The organism is Quyinboa mangrovi (genome assembly GCF_042219825.1).
Classification (GTDB): domain Bacteria; phylum Bacteroidota; class Bacteroidia; order Bacteroidales; family UBA5342; genus JBHJHP01.
In genome coordinates this window covers 749,828-766,991 of record NZ_JBHJHQ010000001.1, presented here as the reverse complement: position 1 = coordinate 766,991, position 17,164 = coordinate 749,828, and the positions used below count along the sequence as shown (strand labels likewise).

Annotated in this window: 15 protein-coding genes; 12 read left to right on the top strand and 3 right to left on the bottom strand. The window is 38.9% G+C overall.

From position 1 onward, the window contains the following. The first annotated feature begins 27 nt into the window (after positions 1–27). Positions 28–2,037 carry a ComEC/Rec2 family competence protein gene (locus tag ACE1ET_RS03220; protein ID WP_375726923.1) on the top strand — a complete coding sequence of 670 codons (2,010 nt, stop codon included), beginning with the start codon at positions 28–30 and terminating at the stop codon, positions 2,035–2,037. Between the two features lie 4 nt (positions 2,038–2,041). Here ACE1ET_RS03220 and ACE1ET_RS03215 read toward each other — a convergent pair whose 3' ends face one another. Next, positions 2,042–2,956, bottom strand: coding sequence for an ABC transporter ATP-binding protein (locus tag ACE1ET_RS03215; protein WP_375726922.1), 915 nt, complete (start codon positions 2,954–2,956; stop codon positions 2,042–2,044). Positions 2,957–3,127: 171 nt separating this feature from the next. Here ACE1ET_RS03215 and ACE1ET_RS03210 point away from each other — a divergent pair, with 171 nt between their 5' ends. The 10 genes from ACE1ET_RS03210 to ACE1ET_RS03165 all read left to right on the top strand — a co-directional run bounded on the left by ACE1ET_RS03210 (position 3,128) and on the right by ACE1ET_RS03165 (position 13,665). Next, on the top strand, positions 3,128–4,297 hold the full coding sequence (locus tag ACE1ET_RS03210; RefSeq protein ID WP_375726921.1) for an AIR synthase related protein: 1,170 nt from the start codon (positions 3,128–3,130) through the stop codon (positions 4,295–4,297). Positions 4,298–4,303: 6 nt separating this feature from the next. Next, positions 4,304–5,392 (top strand): peptide chain release factor 1, encoded by a 1,089-nt coding sequence (prfA, locus tag ACE1ET_RS03205; protein ID WP_375726920.1) that lies wholly within the window; start codon positions 4,304–4,306, stop codon positions 5,390–5,392. A gap of 244 nt (positions 5,393–5,636) precedes the next feature. Further along, complete coding sequence (pyrF, locus tag ACE1ET_RS03200) at positions 5,637–6,470, top strand: orotidine-5'-phosphate decarboxylase (protein ID WP_375726919.1); 834 nt, start codon at positions 5,637–5,639, stop codon at positions 6,468–6,470. A gap of 93 nt (positions 6,471–6,563) precedes the next feature. Beyond that, positions 6,564–7,535, top strand: a complete 972-nt coding sequence (locus ACE1ET_RS03195; RefSeq protein ID WP_375726918.1) for a polyprenyl synthetase family protein — start codon at positions 6,564–6,566, stop codon at positions 7,533–7,535. Positions 7,536–7,598: 63 nt separating this feature from the next. Continuing rightward, positions 7,599–9,101, top strand: a complete 1,503-nt coding sequence (atpD, locus tag ACE1ET_RS03190; RefSeq protein WP_375726917.1) for a F0F1 ATP synthase subunit beta — start codon at positions 7,599–7,601, stop codon at positions 9,099–9,101. Between the two features lie 2 nt (positions 9,102–9,103). Beyond that, positions 9,104–9,349 (top strand): ATP synthase F1 subunit epsilon, encoded by a 246-nt coding sequence (gene atpC / locus ACE1ET_RS03185; RefSeq protein ID WP_375726916.1) that lies wholly within the window; start codon positions 9,104–9,106, stop codon positions 9,347–9,349. 24 nt (positions 9,350–9,373) lie between these two features. Beyond that, the gene (locus ACE1ET_RS03180; protein WP_375726915.1) at positions 9,374–10,402 is read left to right on the top strand and encodes a glycosyltransferase family 9 protein; all 1,029 of its coding nucleotides are present in this window, start codon (positions 9,374–9,376) and stop codon (positions 10,400–10,402) included. A gap of 216 nt (positions 10,403–10,618) precedes the next feature. Next, the gene (locus ACE1ET_RS03175) at positions 10,619–11,761 is read left to right on the top strand and encodes a glycosyltransferase family 4 protein (protein ID WP_375726914.1); all 1,143 of its coding nucleotides are present in this window, start codon (positions 10,619–10,621) and stop codon (positions 11,759–11,761) included. Positions 11,762–11,816: 55 nt separating this feature from the next. Continuing rightward, complete coding sequence (locus ACE1ET_RS03170; protein WP_375726913.1) at positions 11,817–12,671, top strand: polysaccharide pyruvyl transferase family protein; 855 nt, start codon at positions 11,817–11,819, stop codon at positions 12,669–12,671. A gap of 58 nt (positions 12,672–12,729) precedes the next feature. Next, a complete protein-coding gene (locus tag ACE1ET_RS03165) occupies positions 12,730–13,665 on the top strand; it encodes a glycosyltransferase family protein (protein WP_375726912.1) in 936 nt (311 codons plus the stop codon). On the opposite strand, the gene ACE1ET_RS03160 is transcribed toward ACE1ET_RS03165, so the two are convergent. Next, on the bottom strand, positions 13,660–14,709 hold the full coding sequence (locus tag ACE1ET_RS03160) for a glycosyltransferase (RefSeq protein WP_375726911.1): 1,050 nt from the start codon (positions 14,707–14,709) through the stop codon (positions 13,660–13,662). The two genes, ACE1ET_RS03165 and ACE1ET_RS03160, sit on opposite strands and share 6 nt — an antisense overlap. Continuing rightward, a complete protein-coding gene (locus ACE1ET_RS03155) occupies positions 14,706–15,800 on the bottom strand; it encodes a glycosyltransferase family 4 protein (RefSeq protein ID WP_375726910.1) in 1,095 nt (364 codons plus the stop codon). Before ACE1ET_RS03155 ends, ACE1ET_RS03160 begins: the two co-directional genes overlap by 4 nt. Positions 15,801–15,909: 109 nt before the next feature. Here ACE1ET_RS03155 and ACE1ET_RS03150 point away from each other — a divergent pair, with 109 nt between their 5' ends. Then, positions 15,910–17,163 carry a peptidase U32 family protein gene (locus ACE1ET_RS03150; RefSeq protein WP_375726909.1) on the top strand — a complete coding sequence of 418 codons (1,254 nt, stop codon included), beginning with the start codon at positions 15,910–15,912 and terminating at the stop codon, positions 17,161–17,163. Position 17,164 lies beyond the last annotated feature (1 nt).

The window sequence follows — 17,164 nt, the reverse complement described above, 5'->3', positions numbered from 1 at the left end:
ATTTGGTTGTTATCCAAATTTAAGACCTTGAACCCTAAGTCTTTCATATATTCTGTTTCTTTTATAAGAATATTGTTGGCATTTATTGCAGGTATTTTTGTATTCCACTTTTTAATTCGTCTTTGGGATTGTAGTAATAACTGGTTTCTGCTGGTCTGGACTATTCTTATCGCTCTGTTTTTGATTTATTATCACAGCCGCAAAGCATTAAGATCCATTGTTTTCGGCATAGCTTTAAACGCATTTCTGCTTATTTCAGGTTTTCTTATTTTTAGTACTCACGAGTCAAATACCATTATTTACCCGGAAACTGGAAAATACACTGTGGTTGCTAAGGTTGAACACAAACGCATTTTGTCCGAAGGCAGATCAATTATAGTAATTAAAACATTACAAGCTGAGAATTCCATTAAAAGCTATAAAGCCAGTTTGTTTTTGCATCATGATGATCCTGAAGTCATTCCCGGAGCAGTTGTTTTGATCCGTGCCACATTCAATGCGATTAAAAATAAAGGGAATCCCGGTGAATATGATTTTGCATCCTACCTGCGACGGCAGCATATTACTTCAAACGGTTTTGTGCAATCAGCAGAAATACTGAAAGTAAAAAAAGATTATTTTTATTTAGTCTGGAACCTGAAAGATAAACTTAAGAAGTTGTATCAGGATGCAGGATTTAAACCGGAAAATGCAGCGTTGCTGTATGCGTTGACTTCAGGTGATAAAAGCCTGATCTCGGACAAGCAAAAAGAGGCTTTCAAAAATTCTGGTGTTATCCACATTTTGGCCGTTAGCGGTCTCCATGTCGGAATATTGTATATGATGATCTTTGTACTTTTAAAGCCTTTGTCTAGAAGGAAATATGGAAGATACGTTTCTTTTTTGGTGATCTCAGTAATTCTTGTGATATATGCGTTATTTACAGGCTTAAGTCCTTCTGTGACAAGAGCAGTAATTATGTTTATACTTATTGATCTGACCCGCTTATTGCGAAAACCTCATCTTATTTATAATGTGATTGCTATCAGTGCTTTTATTATTGTTTTAGCAGATCCACATTACCTGTTTGAACCAGGATTCTGGTTGAGTTACGGTGCAGTTTTGTCGATCTTGTTAATTATGAATAAAGCTGCGCCTTATTTGAGAGAGAAACCTATGGTGTTAAAGCGATTCATTGAAGTTACACTGGTAACTACTGCTGCTCAACCCGGAACTTTACCACTTGTTTTATACTGGTTTAAACAGTTTCCAAAGTATTTCCTGGTCACAAACCTGTTCGTAATCCCTTTCATTGGCATTGCTTTGATTTACAACTTTGTTATTATTATTCTGGGAATAACAGGTGTGCCTTTGGAATTTATCTCCAAACCATTGGACTGGCTTATAACTTACATTAATCTTGTTCCTGAAATAGTATCCGAATGGGATGATGCTGTATTTTCGGGGATCAATATAAGTTTTGTAATGGTATTGTTGCTCTACGGCATATTTATAGTACTTATTACAATGATGTACCGTCAAAATCTGAAATTGTTGAAACATGTTTCTGTTTTGGGAATAGCCTTGATTTTGTTCAGTGGTATTACTGGTTATAAGTCAGAAAAGAGGAGAGAAGTGGTTGTATTTAATTCGAGTTCAACAATAATTGCAGAAAGAGCAGGTAAAACATGTATATTTTATACGTCAACCATGGATGAACCGGATCAATGTATAACCGATTATGTAAATGATGCTGGAATCCAAGGTTCATATGCAGAACGGTTGAAAAATTTTCAGTATGCGGGCGGTGAATTATTTCAGTTAGTTTCGGACCGAAAAGACAGATTGATGGAATTACCGGTTAAACGATATCTGTTGCTGGAAGCTTTTCCTTATAATTTAAGTGTTGCACAGCCTTACATAAAACAGTGTATTATTTTGCGATCATGCAATTATTACGACACGGAAAAGATTGTTGACTGGTGCGATAAAAACAATATTTCTTACTACGATATAAAACAAAAAGGGGCGTTCCTTAAGACACTTGCCAGTTATTGAAATTTCAACTTACCACCTTGATAAAAATATCATTCATGCTGGGGATCAGTTCCTCAAATCCAAGAATGGAATGATCTTTCATCAATACTTTTAGTACGTCATTCGGATTATGTCCTTCTTCAAGTTGGATGATCAATTGAAGGTCCCCCTTTACTTCCTTTTTATCCATCAACCCGGCCCATTTTGGCAGGTTTCCGTTAAGTATATAATTATTCCCTTCTATCAGGAATCTGAACGTATTGGACTTATACGTGTGTTTAATATCCGTTACGTTGCCTTCCAAAATTACCTTCGATTTGTTGATAAGTGCAATATCATCACAGATTTCCTCTACAGAACTCATGTTATGTGTTGAGAAAATAATAGTGGCTCCTTTCTTCTTTAATTCCAGAATTTCATCTTTTAACAACTGGGCATTTACCGGATCAAAGCCGCTGAATGGTTCATCAAAGATGAGCAGTTTGGGTTCGTGCAATACGGTGGTAATGAACTGCACTTTTTGTTGCATTCCCTTGGAGAGTTCTTCCACTTTCTTGTCCCACCAGGGTAAAATATCGAACTTGTCAAACCAGTATTTCAGCTTCTTCATAGCATCATTCCGGCTCAATCCCTTTAACTGTGACAAGTAAAGTGCTTGTTCCCCAACTTTCATTTTACGGTATAAACCTCTTTCTTCCGGTAGGTAGCCGATATGTTCCACATCCAGATTCGACATTCTTTTCCCATCCAGCAACAGTTCACCGCTATCAGGTGCAGTGATCTGATTAATGATCCGGATCAGCGTTGTTTTGCCGGCTCCGTTGGGTCCCAGTAAACCAAAAATATGATTCTCAGGAACAGAGACAGAGACTTTATCCAGCGCTAAATGATTGGAATATGCTTTGACTACGTCGCGGGCTTCGATAAGGGGCTTACTCATAATTTTATTGTTTTAAGCAAAAATACATTTTTTATTTTAGAACCAAGAACCATGATTTAAGACATAAGACGGATTTTTCTTGATTCTTGCGTCTTGTATCTTGTGTCTCAAATAAATTTGCTGCTTTGGTGTTAGTTCGGTATTTTTGCACAAATTTTTTCAACGCTTACAATGGAGAGTAATTCAAGATATGATAAACGTGGCGTTTCAGCCTCAAAAGATGATGTGCATAATGCCATAAAAAACGTAGATAAGGGAATTTTTCCGAAAGCATTTTGCAAGATTGTTCCCGATTATCTTGGAGGTGATCCGGACTACTGCAACATTATGCATGCAGATGGTGCAGGCACAAAATCTTCTCTGGCATACATGTACTGGAAAGAAACCGGCGATTTGTCAGTCTGGAAAGGAATTGCTCAGGATGCATTGATTATGAATGTTGATGATCTTCTGTGCGTTGGAGCTGTTGAAAATATTCTGGTATCATCTACCATAGGACGTAACAAAAACCTTATACCCGGAGAAGTTATTTCTGCTATTATTAATGGTTCGGAAGAATTGATGCAGGAAATGCGGGATATGGGTATTTCGGTATACAGTACTGGTGGTGAGACAGCTGATGTTGGTGACCTTGTAAGAACCATTATCGTGGATTCTACCGTAACTGCGCGATTGCATCGGTCTAAAGTGATATCCAATGATAACATAAAAGCTGGTGATGTGATTGTTGGTTTGTCTTCTTCGGGTAAAACCACTTATGAGAAAGAATATAATGGTGGAATGGGCAGCAACGGACTAACTTCGGCGCGTCACGATGTATTTGCACATTATCTGGCAGACAAATATCCTGAAAGTTATGATGATGCGATCGATAATGATCTGGTGTATTCCGGTTCATACCGATTGACGGATAAAATTGAAGGTTTAGGTCTGAATGCAGGAAAACTGGTGTTATCACCGACACGTACCTATGCACCCGTTATAAAGACTGTACTGGATGAGCTGGGATCCGAAATAAACGGGATGGTGCATTGTTCCGGTGGGGCACAAACCAAGGTGATGCATTTTGTGAATAATTTAAGAGTGATAAAAGATAATATGTTTCCGGTTCCACCGTTGTTTGATATTATTCAGAAGGAATCCGGTACGGATTGGAAAGAAATGTATAAAGTGTTTAACATGGGGCACAGGATGGAAATATATCTGCCTGAATCCCATGCACAAAAAGTGATGGATATTGCAAAATCCTTCAATCTGGAATCGAGGATTGTAGGACATTGTGAGGCGTCTGATGTCAATTCCCTGACCATCAGATCAGAATTTGGGGAGTTTACTTATTAAAACTATATGGCTGAAAAGAATAATCTTTTAAATCGGCTGGAAACCGTAAAAATTAGGTTCGAAGAGGTGTCGCAATTGATTACCGATCCGGAAGTGATTGCGGACATGAACCGTTATGTAAAACTGAATAAGGAATATAAAGATTTAGATAAACTCGTAAAGGTTGCCAGATCCTACGAGCAAACGCTGGATACCATTGCAACTGCTAAAGAAATTTTAGCAGAGGAGAGTGATCCGGAGTTGCGTGAAATGGCTAAAATGGAACTGGAAGAACTGGAACCACAGGTGGCGCCTAAGGAAGAGCAGATAAAACTGATGCTTGTTCCTGCTGATCCCGAGGATTTTAAAAATGCCGTAATGGAGATCAGGGCAGGAACCGGCGGAGATGAAGCGAGTATTTTTGCAGGTGACTTGTTCAGAATGTACACAAAGTATTGCGAAACAAAAGGCTGGAAAGTTGAGGTTACGCATTATAACGAGGGAACATCAGGCGGTTATAAGGAAATTGTGTTCAATGTAACCGGAGAAGGTGTTTACGGTATTCTGAAATACGAGTCGGGAGTACATCGTGTGCAGCGTATTCCGCAAACCGAAACCCAGGGAAGGGTACATACATCCGCATCAACTGTGGCTGTATTGCCCGAAGCCGAGGAATTTGATGTGGAACTGCGAAATGAGGATATCCGTCGTGATGAGTATTGCTCATCCGGACCTGGTGGTCAGTCGGTAAATACGACTTACTCGGCAATTCGTTTAACACATATTCCTTCCGGTATTGTGGTAACCTGTCAGGATCAGAAGTCGAAGCTAAAGAACCTTGATAAGGCTATGGCAGAGTTACGTACACGTTTGTATAACCTGGAATATCAGAAAAGGATGGAGGAACTGTCCGCCAAACGTAAAACAATGGTGTCAACGGGTGACCGTTCTGCTAAAATCCGTACATATAACTACCCTCAGGGACGTGTGACAGATCATAGGATCAACTATACACTATATAATCTATCAGCTATTATGGACGGTGATATTCAGGATATTATTGACAAACTGATGATTGCTGAAAACACAGAAAAGCTGAAAGAAGCAGGATACTGATTGCAGACATAAGATTCAAGACACAAGACTTATTTATATGCCCCTTATTTGCCGTAAGGGGCTTTTTGTTGGTGTTCATTCTTAAAGACAATTATACGTTTAAACATCAAATCCGATTCTTTTATCTTATGTCTTATATCTTGAGTCTTGATATCTGATACCTGACACTATTTTTAACTGTCTTTTAGAATAAAAGAGTTATAAAAAAGATATTGTTTATTACTTTTGCACAAAAACGTACAATATGGATTCTAACGCACTTTTTGGGCAGATAAAACAGAAGAAATCATTCTTGTGTGTCGGTCTTGACACGGATATCAATAAAATTCCTAAGCAACTAAAAGATACCACTGATCCAATTTTTGCTTTTAACAAGGAGATAATTGATACAACACATGAAGTGACCGTTGCATACAAACCTAATCTGGCTTTTTATGAATCCATGGGCGTTAAAGGATGGGAAAGTCTCGAGAAGACGGTGAGCTATATCCGGAGTGTCGACGAAAACATATTTATTATAGCGGATGCCAAGCGCGGGGATATTGGAAATACTTCGGCAATGTATGCACGGGCATTTTTCGATCATATGGATTTTGATGCGGTGACCGTCGCGCCATACATGGGTGAAGATTCCGTAAAACCTTTTATGACTTATTTCGAAAAGTGGGTGATTCTTCTGGCGTTGACTTCGAATAAAGGAGCTTATAATTTTCAGTTTATAGAAGACAAAACAACGGGCAATAAACTGTTTGAGGAGGTTATTAAAACTTCAAAAGATTGGGGAGATAGCAATAATATGATGTATGTGGTGGGAGCCACAAAAGCTGAAATGCTTTCGGATATCAGAAAATTAATTCCGGATCATTTCTTGTTGGTACCCGGTGTTGGTGCACAGGGAGGAAGTCTTCAGGAAGTGGTTAAATATGGCATTAACAGTCAGTGTGGATTGCTGGTAAATTCTTCCCGGGGAATCATTTATGCCGATTCAACTGATAAGTTTGCCGAAGTAGCCGGACAAAAAGCAAAAGAACTTGCCGCTGAAATGGCGGAGTCACTCAAAGCATATAGATTGATTTAAATATAGACGTAAGATAAAAGACACAAAAACTAAGACAAATTATCAATCTTATCTTAAATCTTTTATCTAATGTCTTAAATCTTAAAATAGCCAATGAATTTTACGGATGCGCTGAACCAGGTAGAGCAAAAACTGGAAGACATAAATTTTGACAGGCAACCCAGGGGATTATATGATCCAATTGCTTATGCGCTTGCAAATGGAGGAAAACGCATACGCCCTGCCATGGTTTTAATGGCACATTCTGTATTTGATTCTAAACCGGAAAAAGCACTTATGCCTGCTGTAGGCATTGAAGTGTTTCATAACTTTACCTTATTGCACGACGATATCATGGATAATGCTGATATTCGCCGTGGAAAACAATCGGTACATTTAAAGTGGGATGAAAATACGGCTATCCTGTCCGGTGATGCCATGTTGATTATGGCATATCAATACGTTGCAGGGTGTGACCCGGAATATCTGGCAGCAGTTCAAAACGAGTTTTCGAAAGTGGCGCTTGAAATCTGCGAAGGGCAGCAGTACGATATGGATTTTGAAAACCGGGATGATGTAACAATTGAGGAATACCTCAATATGATCCGGTTAAAGACAGCTGTATTGCTTGGATCAAGTTTAAAAATTGGTGCTATAACTGGTGGAGCATCGGTAGAAAATGCAAACCATCTGTATAATTTTGGTATCAATATAGGCCTGGCATTTCAGTTGATGGATGATATTCTGGATGTATATGCCGATAAGGAAGAATTTGGAAAAGAGCCGGGAGGTGATATCATTTCCAACAAAAAAACATATTTGCTGCTTACTGCATTGAAGGAAGCAAAAGGAAATATACAAGAGGAACTGAATAAGTGGATCAATGCCGTAACTTTTGACCGCGAAGAAAAATACCATGCCGTAAGAAGAATATACGATGAAACTGACGTAAAAAATATGGCTTCACAAAAGATGGAATCCTACTATAACACGGCAATGCATGAATTAGATAAAGTATCAGGTGATCCTGAAGCATTAGGTGAATTGAGAAATCTGGCTGATTCATTGATGAAGCGAACAAAATAAATTAATGAGGGTTCTTTTATTACAAACAATTAATTCATATTTTAGCACACAAAAACCAGAAATATGTCATTAGCAGAAGGTAAAATTTCCCAGGTCATTGGTCCTGTTGTTGATGTTAGTTTTGAAGGTGAGGGCATTGAACTGCCTGCCATTTACGAAGCACTCGAAATTCCAAGAGAATCAGGTTTCCCCCTAATTGTTGAAATTCAACAACATATTGGTGAAAATACGGTTCGTACTATTGCCATGGATTCTACAGACGGACTTAAAAGAGGAATGAAGGTTATCATTACCGGATCGCCAATTAAAGTACCTGTAGGTGATCAGGTTAAAGGTCGTTTGTTAAATGTGGTTGGAGAAACCATCGACGGATTGAGTGAAATATCAAAAGACAACAGTGAACCTATCCATAAAGAACCTCCTGCTTACGAAGACCTTTCTACAAAAACGGAAGTTCTTTATACCGGTATAAAAGTTATTGACCTGATTGAACCTTATGTGAAAGGAGGTAAAATCGGATTGTTTGGTGGAGCTGGTGTGGGAAAGACTGTACTGATTCAGGAAATGATCAACAACATCGCTAAGGGACACTCCGGATTATCGGTTTTTGCCGGTGTGGGCGAGCGTACACGTGAAGGCAATGACCTTTTGCGCGAAATGATTGAATCCAAAATCGTAAAATATGGCGATACATTCCTTAAAAGCATGGAAGAAGGCGGATGGGATTTGTCAAAAGTTGATGAAGAACAGATTAAGGATTCACAGGTGAGCATGATATTCGGACAGATGAACGAACCTCCGGGAGCAAGAGCCAGGGTTGTACTTTCAGCTTTGACTGTTGCTGAAAAATTCCGTGATGGTGATGGCACTGGTGCTGGTCGCGATATTCTACTGTTTATTGATAATATTTTCCGTTTTACACAAGCCGGATCTGAGGTATCTGCACTACTTGGACGTATGCCATCAGCTGTAGGTTATCAGCCTACACTGGCCACTGAAATGGGAAACATGCAGGAGCGAATTACTTCTACCAAAAACGGATCAATTACATCGGTTCAGGCTATATATGTACCGGCGGATGACTTGACAGACCCGGCTCCGGCAACAACATTCTCGCATCTGGATGCAACTACGGTACTGAGCCGTAAAATTTCATCTATGGGTATTTATCCGGCTGTTGACCCGTTAGATTCCACATCAAGGATTCTAACCCCTGACATAGTGGGAGAAGAGCATTATAATTGTGCGCAGCGTGTGAAAGAGATTTTGCAACGGTATAAAGAGTTGCAGGACATCATCGCTATTCTTGGTATGGACGAGTTGTCTGAAGAAGATAAAATGGTGGTACACCGTGCACGTCGTGTTCAACGTTTCCTTTCTCAACCTTTCCATGTGGCTGAACAGTTTACCGGAATTAAGGGTGTTATGGTTCCGATAGAAGATACCATCAAAGGTTTCAATATGATTATGGACGGAGAACTGGACAAGTATCCGGAGCAGGCATTTAACCTTGTTGGTTCCATTGAAGAAGCAATTGCGAACGGAGAAAGACTGTTAAAAGAATAGCTATGTATATAGAGGTGATTACACCAACTAAGGTCCTATATAAGGGCGATGCGGATATGGCCGAATTTCCTGGTGAAGATGGAAGTTTCCAGGTTCTGGAAAACCATGCTCCTTTAATGTCTGTTCTGGCTTTAGGGAAAGTATCTTTAAGTAAAGGGGGACATGTGTATGAAACCTATGACATTAGCAGTGGATATGTTGAAGTGAAAGAAAACAACGTTACGGTTCTTATCAACGAAGCTATATAATTTCTTTTCTGAAAGCATTTCAATTTGAAGATTTTAATTATCCGGTTTAGTTCAATTGGTGACGTCATACAATGTATGTCTGTTACCAGTGGTTTATTTCGAAAATTTGATGATCCACAAATACACTGGATTACCAGGACTGATATGTCATCAATTCTGAAGACAGATCCTCATATTCACCGCGTGTGGGAATTTGATCGGGAAGACGGGCTTTTCGGATTGATAAGAATGGCGAGATCATTGAAAAAGGAAAAGTTCGATTTGATTTATGATGCACATCTTAATATTCGTTCCTTTACTGTTCGTGGGGTGATTAACTCGTTTACTTTAAGGTTATTCAGGTCAAAACCAAAAGTAATTGTCCGTAAAAAATACAGGTTTAACAGGTTTTTGTTTTTCAGGCTGGGCAGGAAAGATGCTATTCCACAACCATTCAGAGGTATGATATCTTTTCAGAAGCCACTTCGTAAACTGGGTATAGATTTTTCCATACAAAAAGATAAGAAATGGTTGTTCCCTCAATCGGTCACTTCCAGTGTAGATCAGCTTTTAAAAATGGAAGATTTTATTATTGATAATAAAACGATAACAATCATTCCTTCGGCTGCATGGGAATTGAAACGCTGGCCATTGGAACATTGGAAGAAGTTGGTTGAGATTATGCCGGATTATAAATTTATTGTGGTTGCCGGACCTGATGATACATTTACTAAGGATATTGCGGATGTTGCTCCTGAACGTGTATTAAATCTGGCAGGCCGAACAAATCTGAATGAAAGTTTTTATCTGATTAAACAGTCTGGTTTTATTGTATCTGCTGATACGGGATTTCTACATGCTGCAGATCTTTTTGGCAAAGACGGAATAGCCTTTATGGGGCCGACCGCCTTTGGCCATACTACCGGGGAAAGCATTAGAGTGCTTGAAATTGATTTGCCGTGCCGCCCGTGTTCAAAAGAAGGGAATTCTGAATGTAAGATAGCAGAAACTAAAAAGTGTCTTTTTGACATTACTCCCGGATGGGTAAAAAGGGAGATCGAAAATACATTATAAGGATGTTCGGTCATTTCTTTTTGTTTAGCAGCCAGTATATTACAATTTTACTGGTAAGTATAATTCATTATCTTTGCGCCCGGTTTAACTATGACAATCCGATTTTTGGAAATTTGATTAATATGTCCCCGACTTTGTAAATGTACCGGATATTTTCTGATAGCTTTCGGGTTAAATATATCTTTTACTTCGTACAAGGGAATATTGTATTTTAAAATGAAGCAACTTAAAATAACTATATGTTCTGAAGATTTTCCACCTGTAGTTGGTGGAATTGCACAATGGGCCAAAGGAATTGCTGACGGGCTAAGTGAGCAGAATACAAAGGTTAATGTACATTGCAGGCATTTTGATAATTATCCTCCTGAATTTGAAAAAGACTTTGGTTATCGGGTTTCGTATCATAAAAGAAAGGATTGGAAGCGAAAAAGGACATTCTACTGGAAAAGTATTCTATCCGAACAGATAGCCAGTGGCGATGTTCCGGATTTTTGCATAGCAACAACCTGGAACGCATCTCGGGGATTGACAGGTATATGTAAAAAGAACAGGATAAAATTGATTACCATTGCGCATGGTCTGGAAGTAACCCGCAAAATGCCGTTTTTGAAAAAGATATGGCTCAGATATACATTTAATCAATGTTTTAAGGTTATTGCCGTTAGCGAGTTTACTCGAAAAAAGATTGTTGAAAACTTTGGTACACCATCATCTAAGCTTGCAGTGCTTCCTAATGGCGTGGATTACAATTATTTTAAACCTGACAACAATACTGATTATCTGCGGGAACGCTACGGGTTGGATGGTAAAAAGATAATTATGACACTGGCGAGGGTAAATCCGAGGAAGGGACATGATGTGGTGATCAAGGCTATAAGTAAGATTAAGGACAATCTGGGAGAGGTGGTTTATCTTGTTTCAGGACCATACAATGAGAATTACATGGCTGATTTAAAGCAACAGGTCGAAGAACTGGAGCTTGAGGATCATGTTTATTTTTCGGGATATGTGGAGAATTCAGAGATGGTTGATCATTATAATTTGTGTGATATTTATGTCATGCAGAGCAGATATTTGGACGGAGACAGTGAAGGATTCGGAATTACTTTTCTGGAGGCTAATGCTTGTGAAAAACCGGTTATTGGTGGTAATTCAGGAGGGGTGCCTGATGCCATTGAAGAAGGATATAGCGGATTTTTGGTTGAACCTGAGGATGCTGAAACTCTTTCACAAAAGCTTTTATATCTTCTGAATAACGAGGATAAAGCTGTTCAGATGGGTAAAAACGGAAGAAAAAGGGTGATAAAGACATATAACTGGTCAGCTATTTCAAAGCAGCTGTTGGATATTATTAAATAGGTGAGGAACATCCCTTCGTGGATGTTTGGAATTGGTATTAGATTGTTGAGGTAACATGTTAAGGAATTACTTGCAAAAAAGGAAATTCCGTCATATTGAGCACGCAGGTGCTGATTATGATGGTGTGATAAATATTCACCGTTTTAATACAAACAATGTGGGAGACAGAGCTTCTGCTCCCTATTTGTACTTTCCCGAATTAAGACGGAAAAGAATTGATATTCTTGGATTTAAAGAAGAATTGGATTACCATGACTGGACCAGTGAGATAGCTCAGAATAATGTAGTTGTGGGCGGTGGAGGCTTTCTGGAACGCAAAGGCTTCAAGCATTCCATTGATTTTTTCCTGCATCTGGCTGAAAAAGGCCGTAAAGTTGTGTTCTGGGGAATCGGGCATAATGATCCCAACATGGGTTCATACGATTATTATCAGCAAAAATACTCTCATGATATGTCCGGTATTAAACTGTTTGGTGCCCGTGATATCAACAAGCATGAATGGGTTCCGTGTGCCAGTTGTATGAGCAATAACCTGGATAGAAAGTACGAGACAAAGCAGGAGATCGGTATTGTAAAACATCACAGCTTTAATAACTTACCGGAATCCAGTTATCCTGTAATTTACAACGATAGTTCATTTGAGGATGTCATAAAGTTTATAGGAGAATCTGAATATGTAGTCACAGATAGTTATCACGCTATGTACTGGAGTATATTGATGCAGAAGAAAGTACTGGTTGTGCCTAATTCTACTAAGATGTTTAATTTAAGGTTTCCTGTTCCTCATACTGATTTTCAGTCATTTAAAGGTCATCTGAACAAGGCGATGATTTATAGCGAAGCTCTTGATGTTTGTCGGGACAGGAATATTGAATTTGCAGGAAAGGTATTTGATTATTTGGGATTATAAGTCATTCAGATCTTTTTACGGTTATTGTATATTTGTAGAAAATAAATTGAATTTATACATGAGATTAGGCCTGTTTTTCCCAAAAAAGACTACAAATTTCAATAAAGCTGCTGCATCACACTGGATCAGAGTGTTGCAGATGGAAAAGTATTATAAAGAACTGGGAATAGAAGTTTATATTAATAAACCATTTAAAACCTACGATTTTGCAATCTTTTTCAGAAAACCCAAACCTAAATACTACAGGTTCATGCAATACCTGCGATTTATCTCGCGCAATATTTATTTTGATACCTGCATTAACATTTTTGACGAACACGAGGAAATCAACAGTAAACGGCTTGAAGCTGCCCATAAGATTGCTGCTATTTGTGACGGTATAATCTGTGCTTCAGATAAGATTGCAGATAAAGCTGCACCGCATGCAAAATCGGTATTTGTGATGGATGATCCGGTCGATTTTGAACACTTTAATAAAGTAAAAGAGAAAATAAATTTTGATAATCCGATTTTTGGATGGTCAGGGGTACCGCATAAAGCCATATATCTGAACAAATATAAGGAAGTAATTGACGGTAGAACAAGATTAATTACAAAGGATTATGTCAAAGATGTTCCCCTGGAATTTAAATACGAATTTATTGACTGGGACTATAATTCATTTCCTGAAGCATTATTAAAATGCGACATTGGTTTTCTGCCACGTGATATTGATGAGGCCTATAATTCGGGTCACAGTTCACATAAAGCGCTCGTATTTGCCAGCCTGGGTATTCCGGTAATTGCGAATAAAATTCCATCCTATGTTAAACTGGCCGGGTATTACAATGGTATAGTCTTTCTTGAAGATTTTAACGACGATGTAGAGGCCTGCATTAACGAACTGAAAAAACGCGATCCGGATATCAGCAGGTTGAAAGACTATTATTCATGTGAGAACCAGGCATCGCGAATGCTGGATTACCTGACGAGCAGAATCAGGTGTTGTTCATGATTTGAATATTTCAAACAGGTTTTTACGAAAGACCTCTTCGGCGAACAATCCCGAAACCGTTTTCTGTCCTGATTTCCCAATATCCCGTAAAATATTATTTGGCATTTGTATCAATTCAATTAGTTTGTTTGCGACAGTTTCAGCATTACGCTCTACAATAAAACCATTTTGACCGGAGTCTAAAAACTCGGTAGAACCCCCTGAATCAGTTGTCAATACAGGAACGCCACATGCCATGGCTTCAAGCAGAGCATTGGAAATCCCTTCATTTTCTGACAACAGCACAAACAGTGAGGCTTTTCTAAGAAATGATGCAGGTTCTTTTTGGAAGCCTGCCAGTTTAATCATTTGGTTCAAACCTGATGAACTGATCTGGTTCTCCAGGTTCTCTTTTTCACGTCCCTGTCCGATATAAACAACTTTAATGTTTTGTTTCAGGTTATCAGGTAAGGCTGCAACGGCTTCTGTAAGAATATGAAATCCTTTTCTTCGGGTGAGCATACCAGTGCAGATAATTGTAAACTTATCAGGCACTTCTTTTTTTATGCTTAATAAACCCGAGAGGCCTGGAATTGCATTATAAAGGATATAAACCGGTTTGTTAGACATAAACGACGTCGATCTTAGGTTCTTTTCAATCCGGAGAGCATTGGCAATAATACCATCATTAAGTTTGTTATAAACAAGATTATGCCATAGCGGGCGATTCATATCCCTGACAATACCAAGCCTTATCAAATGCCTGATTTTCAGAATCCGGGAAATGATGCCAAAAATAAAATATTCCTTTTTTTTGGTACTGACTATGCAGTCAATTTGGTTTGATTTTACAAATCGCCATGCTCTATAGAATGAATATAGGTCCCAGTATGAGAACATAGGCGCAAAACCCTTTTTAAACTCTTTTCCGAAATCATTTCCCAATTTCTTCTTGCGGCCAAAGAAAAGCACATTGTGCTGTCCGGAAAGTGTTTTCATCGCCATGGATGTCCATTTTTCATTTCCTCCCCATGATTTTGCCGAACATACAAACAGGATATTCATGACGTTTTGTTAAGTTGGTTCAGAAACAGCGTTTCCAGCTTTCTACTCATAACTTCGGTTGTAAAATTTTTTTCAATGTGCAGTCTTGCCTGTTTTGCCATTGTCTCACGATCTACAGTGTCAGAAAAAAATATTTCAAGTCTTTCTGCAATTTGTTCCGCTGATTCGGGTTCAATAAGAAAACCGTTCTTTCTGTCTTCTATAAGTTCTTCAGCACCGTTTACACGGGTTGCTATCGCCACTGTACCGTGCGCCATGGATTCCATTACCACATTAGGCATGCCTTCGTGCAAAGAGGGAAGGACAAATACATCTGCAGTACTGTAGTACGCTGACAAATCTTCTATGAATCCGATAAAATGAACATAATTACCCAGGTTAAGTTCTTTTACACGGGATTTCAATTCTGCTTCCAGCTTTCCTGATCCGGCAATGAAAAACCGGTAGTTCAGCTTTTTATCTATACACATTTTTGCAGCATCAATCAGGAAACTGAATCCTTTCTGTTCTGACAATCGTCCGGCTGATAATATAATTTTTTCATCTTTTGTTGTGCCAAAAATCTTTTGCCTGTTTAACGTTTTATCTACTTTGGGCATGGACATTCCATTGTAAATAACATGGATAAAGTCTTTTGTAAACCAGCCAAACGATTCATAAATCTGTTTTATGGATTGTGTATTGGTGATGATTCCATCTATAAGTCGGGTAAACGGGTATTTATATTTTCGCTTTTTTGTAAACAGCTGCAGTCCCTGACGTGAAAATACAGCTTTAATTCCTGCCTGTCGGGCTGCCCGTCCTCCGATTTTGACATCCTTATTCTGACAGCATACAAGTACATCAATATGTTTACTGATGAGGATTCTTTTTAATTTGGGGATGGATAAAAAACTGATATCCGACGGAATTCCAAACTCAATGGTTTCAACACCTTTTTGAACGGCTTTATGTTCTATGAAGGAATTTTTTAAACATCCAACAATGGTATGATGCCCCAGAGCTGATAGCCCCGCAGCGGCTTCCACCATCCATTTTTCACCGCCACCCCAGCGGTTTTTTCTGAGTGAATTTATGAAAAGTATGTTCATAAAAGGTATTTTCACAGCAAATATAACAGCTTTACAGGTTATACCCAATATCTTTACAGGGTTGCAAAGAGCAAAAACAAGTCGTAATTTTGTGCCAGTTTAAAAGAATATGAAGCGGGAAGACATAGAAATAATGGCGCCGGTTGGTTCATTCGAGTCACTCATGGCGGCCATACAGGGAGGTGCAGATTCTGTTTATTTTGGAATTGGCAGTCTGAATATGCGGTCACGGTCGTCTTTGAATTTTACCGTTGACGATCTGCATAAAATTGTATCCATTGCGAAAAAGCATAATATAAAAACATACCTCACACTGAATACGGTCATGTATGATAATGACTTAAACCAGATGCGTGGTTATGTAAATGCGGCAAAAGATGCTGGTGTATCTGCAATTATTGCCTCGGATGTTGCGGTGATGCAATATGCCAACAGTGCAGGTGTTGAGGTTCATTTATCGACACAGCTTAATATTACGAATTATGAATCCTTACAGTTTTATGCGCATTTCGCCGATGTGGCAGTATTAGCACGGGAACTAAACCTTGATCAGGTGGCTCAAATGTACATACAGATTACGCAGAATAATTTATGCGGACCCGGAGGAAAACCAATCCGGCTTGAAATGTTTGTACATGGAGCACTATGTATGGCGGTTTCAGGAAAATGTTATTTGAGTCTGCATGAAATGAATGCCAGTGCGAACCGAGGAAACTGTATGCAGGTTTGCCGTAAAGGCTATAATGTGACAGACAAGGAAACCGGTATTGAACTGGATATTGATAATGAATACATCATGTCGCCCAAGGATCTGAAGACCATTCATTTTTTAAATAAAATTCTGGATTCAGGTGTCAGGGTACTTAAGATAGAGGGTAGGGCTCGTAGTGCTGAATATGTAAAAACTACAGTTTCGTGTTACCGTGAGGCCGTGGAAGCCTGGATCGATGATTCGTTTACAGAGGAGAAAATTGCTGATTGGGACAAACGGTTGAAAATGGTCTTTAATCGCGGCTTCTGGGACGGTTATTATCTTGGGCAACAGCTGGGGGAATGGAGTGCCAATTATGGCTCCGAGGCAACAAAGAGACGAATATACATCGGTAAAGGAACAAATTATTTTTCAAAATTGGGAGTAGCAGAGTTCCAGATGGACGCCATGGATCTTTCTGTCGGGGACGAAATATTAATTACCGGTCCAACAACCGGCGTAATAGAAATGACTGTTGATGAACTTCGCGTTGATCTGGAACCGGTTCAGATAACAAGAAAAGGGGAACGGTTTTCGATTTCGGTTCCGGAAAAAATAAGACGATCCGATAAATTGTATAAAATGGTTGATGCCAAAACCTTACCTCGTTGAT

Bases quoted from the DNA above. Each gene is read 5' to 3' on its own strand.
- ACE1ET_RS03215 (WP_375726922.1), bottom strand. From the start codon at position 2,956: ATGAGTAAGCCCCTTATCGAAGCCCGCGACGTAGTCAAAGCATATTCC.
- ACE1ET_RS03210 (WP_375726921.1), top strand. From the start codon at position 3,128: ATGGAGAGTAATTCAAGATATGATAAACGTGGCGTTTCAGCCTCAAAA.
- prfA (WP_375726920.1), top strand. From the start codon at position 4,304: ATGGCTGAAAAGAATAATCTTTTAAATCGGCTGGAAACCGTAAAAATT.
- pyrF (WP_375726919.1), top strand. From the start codon at position 5,637: ATGGATTCTAACGCACTTTTTGGGCAGATAAAACAGAAGAAATCATTC.
- ACE1ET_RS03195 (WP_375726918.1), top strand. From the start codon at position 6,564: ATGAATTTTACGGATGCGCTGAACCAGGTAGAGCAAAAACTGGAAGAC.
- atpD (WP_375726917.1), top strand. From the start codon at position 7,599: ATGTCATTAGCAGAAGGTAAAATTTCCCAGGTCATTGGTCCTGTTGTT.
- atpC (WP_375726916.1), top strand. From the start codon at position 9,104: ATGTATATAGAGGTGATTACACCAACTAAGGTCCTATATAAGGGCGAT.
- ACE1ET_RS03175 (WP_375726914.1), top strand. From the start codon at position 10,619: ATGAAGCAACTTAAAATAACTATATGTTCTGAAGATTTTCCACCTGTA.
- ACE1ET_RS03170 (WP_375726913.1), top strand. From the start codon at position 11,817: ATGTTAAGGAATTACTTGCAAAAAAGGAAATTCCGTCATATTGAGCAC.
- ACE1ET_RS03165 (WP_375726912.1), top strand. From the start codon at position 12,730: ATGAGATTAGGCCTGTTTTTCCCAAAAAAGACTACAAATTTCAATAAA.
- ACE1ET_RS03160 (WP_375726911.1), bottom strand. From the start codon at position 14,709: ATGAATATCCTGTTTGTATGTTCGGCAAAATCATGGGGAGGAAATGAA.
- ACE1ET_RS03155 (WP_375726910.1), bottom strand. From the start codon at position 15,800: ATGAACATACTTTTCATAAATTCACTCAGAAAAAACCGCTGGGGTGGC.
- ACE1ET_RS03150 (WP_375726909.1), top strand. From the start codon at position 15,910: ATGAAGCGGGAAGACATAGAAATAATGGCGCCGGTTGGTTCATTCGAG.